The 6,026-nt window shown below is 73.8% G+C and carries 5 protein-coding genes; 3 read left to right on the forward strand and 2 right to left on the reverse strand.

Annotated elements, in window-relative coordinates; all coding sequences use genetic code 11:
- Positions 1-7 precede the first annotated feature (7 nt).
- Both IE124_RS19940 and sigJ read right to left on the reverse strand, forming a co-directional pair.
- Positions 8-748, reverse strand: a complete 741-nt coding sequence (locus tag IE124_RS19940; protein ID WP_189509169.1) for a GntR family transcriptional regulator — start codon at positions 746-748, stop codon at positions 8-10.
- A 292-nt stretch (positions 749-1,040) separates the two neighbouring features.
- A complete protein-coding gene (gene sigJ / locus IE124_RS19945; RefSeq protein ID WP_268246743.1) occupies positions 1,041-1,964 on the reverse strand; it encodes an RNA polymerase sigma factor SigJ in 924 nt (307 codons plus the stop codon).
- Between the two features lie 118 nt (positions 1,965-2,082).
- Here sigJ and IE124_RS19950 point away from each other — a divergent pair, with 118 nt between their 5' ends.
- The 3 genes from IE124_RS19950 (at position 2,083) to IE124_RS19960 (ending at position 5,741) form a co-directional block, all read left to right on the forward strand.
- Positions 2,083-2,913 (forward strand): alpha/beta fold hydrolase, encoded by an 831-nt coding sequence (locus IE124_RS19950; RefSeq protein WP_189509170.1) that lies wholly within the window; start codon positions 2,083-2,085, stop codon positions 2,911-2,913.
- Between the two features lie 1,123 nt (positions 2,914-4,036).
- On the forward strand, positions 4,037-5,068 hold the full coding sequence (locus IE124_RS19955; protein ID WP_370468787.1) for a PucR family transcriptional regulator: 1,032 nt from the start codon (positions 4,037-4,039) through the stop codon (positions 5,066-5,068).
- A gap of 157 nt (positions 5,069-5,225) precedes the next feature.
- A complete protein-coding gene (locus IE124_RS19960; RefSeq protein WP_189509172.1) occupies positions 5,226-5,741 on the forward strand; it encodes an NfeD C-terminal domain-containing protein in 516 nt (171 codons plus the stop codon).
- Positions 5,742-6,026: the final 285 nt, after the last annotated feature.

Raw genomic sequence — 6,026 nt, forward strand, 5'->3', positions numbered from 1 at the left:
GCGAGTGTCAGGAGGCCATCACGAGGTCGACCGAGTCGCCGAAGGTGAGGCGGCAGGTGTCGGCGCGGTACGTGGCGACCGAGACGGCGGCGGTGCGCCCCTCGGAGAGGTAGCGGGTCGTCACGACGAGGACGGGCGCGCCGGGCAGCCGGTCGAGCTCCTTGGCGTCGTCGGCACGGGCGGAACCGAGCTCCACGGAACGGTCCTGGCCGTCGAGGGCGAGGTGCTGGAGCTCGCGCAGCACCGTGCGGGCCCTGGCGGGTCCGGCGGGGGCGTCGATGGCGCTGAGACCCGGGACGGAGGCGGCCGGCACGTACAGCAGCTCGGCGGCGACCGGCTGGCCCTGGGTGACGCGGAGACGGCGGACGATGTGCACCCGCTCGCCCGGCTCGGTCTCCAGGACGCGCGCGACGGCGGCCGGAACCACGTCCGAGACGGAGTCCTGGGGCTGCCAGGTCTCGTCGCCGACACCGGGCCAGGAGTGCTGGGCGGTGGAGACGTCGACGCCGACGCGCGGCGGGGCGACGGTGGTGCCGACCCCGCGGCGGCGCTGGAGGCGGCCTTCCAGCTCCAGCTGCTCCAGGGCCTGGCGGAGCGTGGCACGGGCGACGCCGAACCGCGCCGCGAGCTCCCGCTCGTTCGGCAGGATCTCTCCGACGGCGAAGTCCGAGTCGAGCGCTTCGCCGATCACTGTCTTGAGGTGCTGGTACTTCGGCTCCGGTACCGATTCCAGCTGCGTGGTCCCCACCCTGATCCTCCGCAATTCGCCGTGTCCCGCGGCGTTTTTCCGCGCCCTTGTTTATTAAAGGTTCCTGCACTAACTCTGCGACCATAAGGCGAGCCACCCCCTTGGTCAAGACCAATCCTCCGTCAGACGCCCCTGAATGTGACCCTCCGACCTAGATCGTTCACAGGACGTTCGCGCCCTCGTGTGCCCGGCGCAGCAAACGGCCCCGCCTCCCGGGACGGGAGACGGGGCCGGAGCGGGGGCGGAGCTGGGGAGAGGTAGGGCGCCGGGGGTGGGCCGCGTCCGGTGGTCCTCAGAGGCCGGCGAGGGCGTGGAGCTTGTCGGGGTTGCGGATGATGTAGACGCACTGGACGCGGCCGTCGCGCACCTCGACCTGGAAGACCGAGTCCGGCCTGCCGTCCTGGAAGGCGACGACGGCGGGGGCGCCGTTGAGCTCGGCGAAGCGGTAGTCGTACACGCTCTGCGACCCCTTCGCCACGCCACAGAGGAAGCGGCCGACCTTGTCGGCGGTGTCGATGATCCGCAGCGGGGCCTTGGACTTCCCTCCGCTGTCGCCGACGAGCCGCGCGTCCGGGGCGAGCAGGGAGAGGAGCTCGCCGAGGTCACCGCCGGCCGCGGCGGCGAGGAAGCGCTCGGTGAGGTCGCGGCGCTCGGCCGGGTCGACGTCGTAGCGCGGTCTGCCCTCGTCGACGTGGCGCCGGGCCCGGCCGGCGAGCTGGCGCACGGCCGCCTCGGAACGGTCGAGCGCGGTGGCGATCTCCGTGAAGGGGAAGCCGAAGGCCTCGCGCAGCACGAAGACGGCCCGCTCCAACGGGGAGAGGGACTCCATGACGACGAGGACCGCCAGGGAGACGGAGTCGGCCAGCAGGGCGCGCTCGGCGGTGTCCGGGGCGGTCGGCCCGAAGTCGGTGACGACGGGTTCCGGCAGCCAGGGGCCGACGTAGGACTCGCGGCGCGCCTGGGCCTGCCGCAGCCGGTCGAGGGCGAGCCTGGTGGTGATCCGTACGAGGAAGGCGCGCGGCTCGCGGACGGTGGCGCGGTCCTCGGCGGTCCAGCGGAGCCAGGCCTCCTGGACGACGTCCTCGGCGTCGGCCGCGCGGCCGAGCATCCGGTAGGCGACACCGAGGAGCATCCGGCGGTGTTCCTCGAAGAGGTCGGTGAGGGCGGCGGTCGGCGTGGTCTCGGTATCGGCCGTGGTCTCGGTATCGGTGGGCACCGGCCCATCCCAGCCGACCGTCGCTGCCCTGTCCAGTTTCGGACCCCGCTCTTGAACTACTGACTACCGAACGGTAATTCTAGCTGACGAGTCGTCTAAGTAACCGCAGGGAGCCGGCATGCCCGCACGGATCGCGTTCTCGATCGAGACCCCTTCGGGTCCCCGTACGACGTCCCTCACGTACGAGCGGAGGGGCTCGGGGGAACCGCTGCTGCTGCTCCACGGCATCGGCCACCACTGGCAGGCCTGGGAGCCGGTGCTCGACATCCTCGCCGGCGAGCGCGAGGTGATCGCCGTCGACCTGCCCGGCTTCGGCGCCTCGGACGGTCTGCCCGAGGGCTGCCCCTACGACCTGCCCTCCGTCGTCCCGGTGCTCGGTGCCTTCTGCGAAGCCGTCGGCTTCGACCGGCCGCACGTCGCGGGGAACTCCCTGGGCGGACTGCTCGCGATCGAGCTCGGCCGGGAGAAGCTGGTCCGCTCCGTGACCGCCCTCTCCCCCGCCGGCTTCTGGTCGGAGGCCGAGCGACGGTACGCCTTCGGGACGCTACGGGCCATGCGGGGCGCGGCCCTCGCGCTGCCCGTGCCGGTGATCGAGCGGCTCTCCCGTACGCCCGCCGGGCGGACCGTGCTCACCAGCACCATCTACGCGCGCCCCGGACGCCGTTCACCCGAGGCGGTCGTCGCCGAGACCCTCGCGCTGCGTGCGGCCACCGGCTTCCACCAGACCCTGGCCGCTGGCCGGGCCGCCCTCTTCCGCGACGACGTGCCCGCCGTCCCGGTCACCGTCGCCTGGGGCACCCGGGACCGGCTTCTCCTGCGCCGCCAGGGCGTCCGCGCCAAGCACGCCCTGCCCGACGCCCGGCTGGTGCGGCTGCCCGGCTGCGGTCACGTGCCCATGAACGACGACCCGGCTCTCGTCGCCCGCGTCCTCCTGGACGGCAGCCGCTGACCCCCTGCGGCTGAAGAGGCCGGTGCCCAGGGCGGCGCCGGCCCCCACGAGGAGGCTCCCGGCCGCCTGCGGGAGCCCGAAGGCGGCGCCCGCGACGGCGGCGGCGCTGAGCGCGGCGGCGACCGGGATCGCCCCGGTGTAGAGGGTCGCCCGCTCCATGCCGATCCGCTGGACGCCCATGTAGAAGAGGACGAAGCCGACGACGGTGGCCAGGGCCGCCTGCCAGACGAGGGCGCCCGTCTCCACCGCCGTCGGCATCCGGACGAAGCCGGCCCCGTCGACGACGAGGCCGAGCAGCGTCGCCTCGACCGCGCCGACCCCGCACACGGCGGCGGTCAGCAGCTTCGGCCCGAGGAGGCGCAGCACCGGTACGGCGAGCACGGTGAACCCCACCTCGCCCGCGAGCGCCGCCATCGACCAGCCGATCCCGGCCGGGTCCGTCCGCCCCCAGCCCTGCACGGTGAAGGCGCCGGCGGCGACGAGCAGGGCCCCGTAGAGGACGGCGGGGGCAGGCTTGCGGCCCTCGGTCAGCGGGACGAGGACGGCGACGACGATCGGGGCGCAGCCGACCAGGACGCCTGGGACGGCCGGTTCGGCGGTCCGTTCGGCGGCGAGGACCGCGAGGTTGAAGCCGACCATGCCGACACCCGCGACCGCGCCGAGCCGCAGCCAGTGGCGGAGCGTCAGGACACGGAGCGGGGCCAGGCCGCCGCGGCCGAGGAGCGGGAGCAGGAGCAGACAGGCCGCCGCGTACCGCAGCGCCTGCCCGCCCGCGTACGGATAGGCGCCGAGGAGGCTGTTGGCGGTGAAGGAGGCGCCGACGAGGGCGTAGGCGAGGGTGACGAGCAGGACGCCGCGCAGGGAGTTCGCGTTCATGGTCCCGACGTTAGGAAGCGGCGCGGTCCTGGTGGAGGTCCACTCTCCCCGCGCTATCGGGGACCACTTCTGTGCGCCGGGAAAGGCCTGCTCCGCTCCTCGCCCGGGCTCGCGGCGTGTCACCCTTGGTCCCCGCGCGTCAAGAACTCGTCAGGACGCGCCGGGCAGGGCGGGAGGGGCCGTGACGCAGACGGAGACGGACAGGGACAGGCACGGAGAGAGGGAGAGGGAGCCGGTCGAGGAGTATCTGGAGGGGTACGCCGAGATCCTGACCGGTGTGTGCGCGGGGGGCCGCAGGCTCACCCGTGACGAACGCGAGGCCCTGCGCTCCCGGGGAGAGCGGGCCGCGGAGGTCGGCATCGGACTGCGGGCCCTGGTCCGCGCCCATCTCTCGGCCGCCCAGCGGGTCCTCCCCGATGTGCCGCACTCCGCCGTCGGTCACCTCCTGAGCGCGGTGGAACAGGCCGTCGACGCCTTCGCCGAGGGCCACGAGCGGGCGCAGCGGCTGGCGATCCGCCAGGAGGAGGCCGCGCGACGGGAGTTCGTCGACGACCTGCTGTACGGGCGCAGCGACCTCGGGAGGCTCGCCGAGCGCGCGGTGCGCTTCGGACTGCTCCTGTCCCACGCCCACGCCGTCGCCGTGGCGCGGGGCCCGGAGCCGTACGACGACGGCTGCGCGGTCACGCGGGCCGTCGAGTCCTCGCTCCTCGCCCGCTTCGGCGACCGACGGATCCTGCTCACCACCAAGGACGGGCGGCTGATCTGCCTGGCCCCGGCGGACGAGCCCGAGGTGCTCGCCCACTTCGCCAAGCAGGCGTACGGGGCGACCGGCGGCGGGCAGGTCGCGGTCGGGCGCGCGCACCCGGGCGCCGGCGGTGTCGTCCACTCCTACGAGGAGGCCCTCAACGCGCTGGACCTCGCCGCCCGCATGGACCTGGACGACCCGGTCCTCCACGCGGCGGACCTCCTCGTCTACCCGGTGCTCGCCCGGGACCGGCAGGCCATGGCCGATCTCGTCCGGACCGTGCTGGGTCCGCTCAAGGAGGCGCGCGGCGGCCCGAAGCCCCTGCTGGACACCCTCACCGCGTACTTCGACACCGGCTGCGTCACCGCGCAGGCGGCCCGCCGACTGAGCCTGAGCGTGCGGGCGATGACGTACCGCCTCGACCGCATCCACCGGCTGACGGGCGCGGACCCCGCCGATCCGGTCCAGCGCTACACCCTGCAGACGGCCACCGTCGGGGCCCGGCTCCTCGGCTGGCCCGACCAGCCGCTGTGACTTCCTGAGCCTCCCGCCGCGCCCCGCCTCGCCGCCCCCTCTCCCGACGGCATCAAGAACGCGTAAAGACTGCCGGAACCAGGCAATGAACAGCGGCGCCGGTCCGTGACAGCCTTTGCCTGGGGGCGGAACGGCCGCACGGAACGAGGGGGCGCACATGGGCTGGTTTCTGGGTCTCGGCAGCGCGGGTCTCGTCCTGCTGGCCCTCTCCCTGGTCTTCGACGGCATCCTCGAAGGGTTCTTCGACTCGATCGGTGGCGGACTCGACGTACTCGACGGGGTCCTCTCGCTGCCGGTGATCGCCGGCTTCGTCTCGGCCCTCGGCTTCACGGGAGCCATCGCGACGGGCGCCGCGGGCGCCGGCGTCGTGGCCGCGACCCTCGCGGGCATCGCCGTGGGCCTGCTCACGGCCTGGCTCACCTGGCGGTTCAGCCGGGCGCTGCTCCGGGACGGCTCGGGGCCCGCGCCACGGGGCGAGGACCTCACGGGGACCTCGGGCGCGGTGGTCACGGCCATTCCCGCCGACGGCTACGGCGAGGTCCTGCTGTATCTGGCCGGGCAGCCGGTGAAGTACGCGGCGAGGGCCGCGGGACCGGTGGCGCGGGGTGCCGAGGTGTGGGTGGAGTCCGTGCTGTCGCCGACGTCGGTGACCGTCCGGCCCGTCGAACGCTGACCCGGCCTGTCAACCGCTTGACCCGGCCTGTCCAACGCTGCCCCGGCCCGTCGAACCCTGACCCGGTCCGAGACCCGGTCCGAGACCCGGCCCGACCCGGCCGCCGTCCCTCTTCCGTCCCCTCTCTCCACATCTTCTTCCATCCAAGGGGGAGCTCACCATGAGTCCTGTCCTGGCCGCCGTCGTGGGCATCGTCGTCCTCGTCGTGCTCCTCGGCCTCACCGTCATCACCCGTTACAAGGTCGCCGGGCCCAGCGAGGCGTTCATCATCACGGGCCGGCGCGG

The organism is Streptomyces narbonensis (assembly GCF_014649015.1).
Lineage (GTDB): Bacteria > Actinomycetota > Actinomycetes > Streptomycetales > Streptomycetaceae > Streptomyces > Streptomyces narbonensis.

Excerpts from the sequence above, each read along its gene's own strand:
- IE124_RS19950 (WP_189509170.1), top strand. The coding sequence starts at position 2,083 with ATGCCCGCACGGATCGCGTTCTCGATCGAGACCCCTTCGGGTCCCCGT.
- IE124_RS19960 (WP_189509172.1), top strand. The coding sequence starts at position 5,226 with ATGGGCTGGTTTCTGGGTCTCGGCAGCGCGGGTCTCGTCCTGCTGGCC.